Here is a 2,275-nt window from a genome sequence, read left to right as displayed (position 1 = left end):
AATCCGTGAATTTTATTATTTTTTTCAATACAATAAGCCCACAGCACTGGAATGCCCTAACTTTATGGAGAAATGCTCATGCAGGTAAAAGCAGCGGTAGCGTATGCAGCAGGACAACCATTGGCAATTGAAATGGTGGAATTAGAAGGACCTAGAGTGGGTGAGGTCTTGGTAGAAATTAAAGCAACTGGCGTTTGCCATACTGATGCGTTTACACTTTCGGGGGATGATCCCGAAGGAATCTTTCCGGCCATTTTAGGCCACGAGGGAGCGGGCGTTGTTGTAGACGTGGGGGCTGGAGTTACCTCACTCAAACCTGGCGATCATGTTATTCCTTTGTATACGCCAGAATGTCGCCAATGCGAATATTGCCTTTCACAAAAAACCAATCTTTGCCAAGCCATTCGCTCTACCCAAGGCCAAGGGCTGATGCCTGATGGCAGTAGCCGTTTTCGTTTAAATGGTAAACCTGTATTCCATTACATGGGAACCTCAACCTTTGCTAACTACACCATCGTGCCTGAAATCGCGCTTGCCAAAATTCGTCAAGACGCACCGTTTGAGAAAGTGTGCTACATCGGCTGTGGTGTTACTACTGGTCTAGGTGCCGTAATTTACACCGCAAAAGTTACCCCCGGCTCTAAAGTAGTGGTATTTGGTCTAGGAGGTATTGGGCTTAATGTGATTCAAGGTGCGCGCATGGTGGGGGCAGAGCAGATTATTGGTGTCGATATCAACCCTGCACGCCAAGCGCTAGCACAAAAAATGGGAATGACTGATTTTGTTAATCCTAAAGAAGTTGGCGGCGACTTAGTGGCGCATTTGGTGGAATTGACCAAAGGGGGCGCGGATTATAGTTTTGAGTGTGTGGGCAATGTGAGTTTGATGCGCCAGGCCTTAGAGTGTTGCCACAAAGGCTGGGGAGTATCGACGATTATTGGGGTAGCCGGAGCCGGACAGGAAATTTCTACCCGACCTTTTCAACTAGTAACTGGACGAGTTTGGAAAGGCTCTGCCTTTGGCGGTGCTCGCGGGCGTACCGATGTGCCTAAGATTGTTGATTGGTACATGGATGGCAAAATTAATATTGATGATTTAATTACCCATGTAATGCCCATTGAACAAATTAATGAGGCCTTTGATTTAATGCATAAGGGTGAATCAATCCGTTCGGTTGTTATTTTTTAGGTAAGTGTTTGTGGGAATTTACCTACTTTGCGCTCTTTCCCTTTGAAACAATTTAGGCGTTAATTCATGGAACTTATCGAAGAACATTCCTGTTTTGGTGGAATACAACAGGTTTACACCCATCAATCGGCGGCGACTCAAAGCAGTATGCGTTTTGGTCTTTTTTTACCGCCACAAGCGCAACAGCAGAATGTTCCCGTCCTCTATTGGCTTTCAGGCTTAACTTGTACGGAGCAAAACTTTATTACTAAGGCGGGAGCACAACGAGTTGCTGCGGAATTAGGATTAGCCTTGGTTATCCCGGATACCAGCCCACGCGGAGTTGCTTTGCCTGGAGATAATGACAGCTATGATTTTGGCCTCGGTGCAGGTTTTTACGTGGATGCAATTCAAATGCCATGGGCAAAACATTATCGTATGGCCACCTACATTCAAGATGAATTGCCCGCACTTTTAGCTGCGCAAGCACCTTTAGATGCTCAAGCCTGCGGTATTTTTGGACATTCAATGGGTGGGCATGGCGCTTTGACCTTGGCACTAAAAAATCCTCAACAGTATCGTTCAGTTTCTGCTTTTGCCCCGATCTGTGCTCCAAGCCAATGTGCTTGGGGGCAGAAGGCCTTAACAGGGTATTTGGGGACTGATAAACCGCTGTGGAATGAATATGATGCTTGTGAGTTGATTCGTTCTCGCGGTTGGCCGCATCAAGATATTTTAGTGGATCAGGGATGCGCGGATAGCTTTTTACACGAACAGTTAAAACCGGAATTGTTACAAGCGGCTTGTACGCAGGTAGGAGTGAAGCTGAATTTGCGTTTACAGCAGGGCTATGATCATAGTTATTATTTCATTACCAGCTTCATTGAGGAGCATTTGCGCTTTCATGCGAGTAGGCTATATAAATAGCATAGCCAGGTTGGTTGCAAGCAACCTGGCTAAAATTTTTGATAAAGCCCTACTAATTCAGCTGTATCCAGAACATGGCCGGTTATCATTTGCAAAACTGCATCGCGCGTAGTGCCTTCACCTAAATCGAGCTCTTTGTCAACGGCATACAATTTAAAGACATAACGATGGGCTCCCAGCG

Annotated in this window: 3 protein-coding genes; 2 read left to right on the top strand and 1 reads right to left on the bottom strand. The window is 46.0% G+C overall.

The window, feature by feature from the left end; translation table 11 throughout:
• Positions 1-78 precede the first annotated feature (78 nt).
• The gene (locus tag ACQY7T_RS09890) at positions 79-1,188 is read left to right on the top strand and encodes an S-(hydroxymethyl)glutathione dehydrogenase/class III alcohol dehydrogenase (protein WP_428413069.1); all 1,110 of its coding nucleotides are present in this window, start codon (positions 79-81) and stop codon (positions 1,186-1,188) included.
• Positions 1,189-1,254: 66 nt separating this feature from the next.
• Positions 1,255-2,094, top strand: a complete 840-nt coding sequence (fghA, locus tag ACQY7T_RS09885) for an S-formylglutathione hydrolase (protein ID WP_428413067.1) — start codon at positions 1,255-1,257, stop codon at positions 2,092-2,094.
• A gap of 29 nt (positions 2,095-2,123) precedes the next feature.
• Here fghA and ACQY7T_RS09880 read toward each other — a convergent pair whose 3' ends face one another.
• Positions 2,124-2,273, bottom strand: coding sequence for a YbhB/YbcL family Raf kinase inhibitor-like protein (locus ACQY7T_RS09880; RefSeq protein WP_428413071.1), 150 nt, complete (start codon positions 2,271-2,273; stop codon positions 2,124-2,126).
• Positions 2,274-2,275: the final 2 nt, after the last annotated feature.

The sequence above is a fragment of the Legionella sp. genome, from assembly GCF_965140895.1.
Classification (GTDB): Bacteria; Pseudomonadota; Gammaproteobacteria; order Legionellales; family Legionellaceae; genus Legionella.
This window is presented reverse-complemented; position numbering and strand designations above follow the sequence as displayed.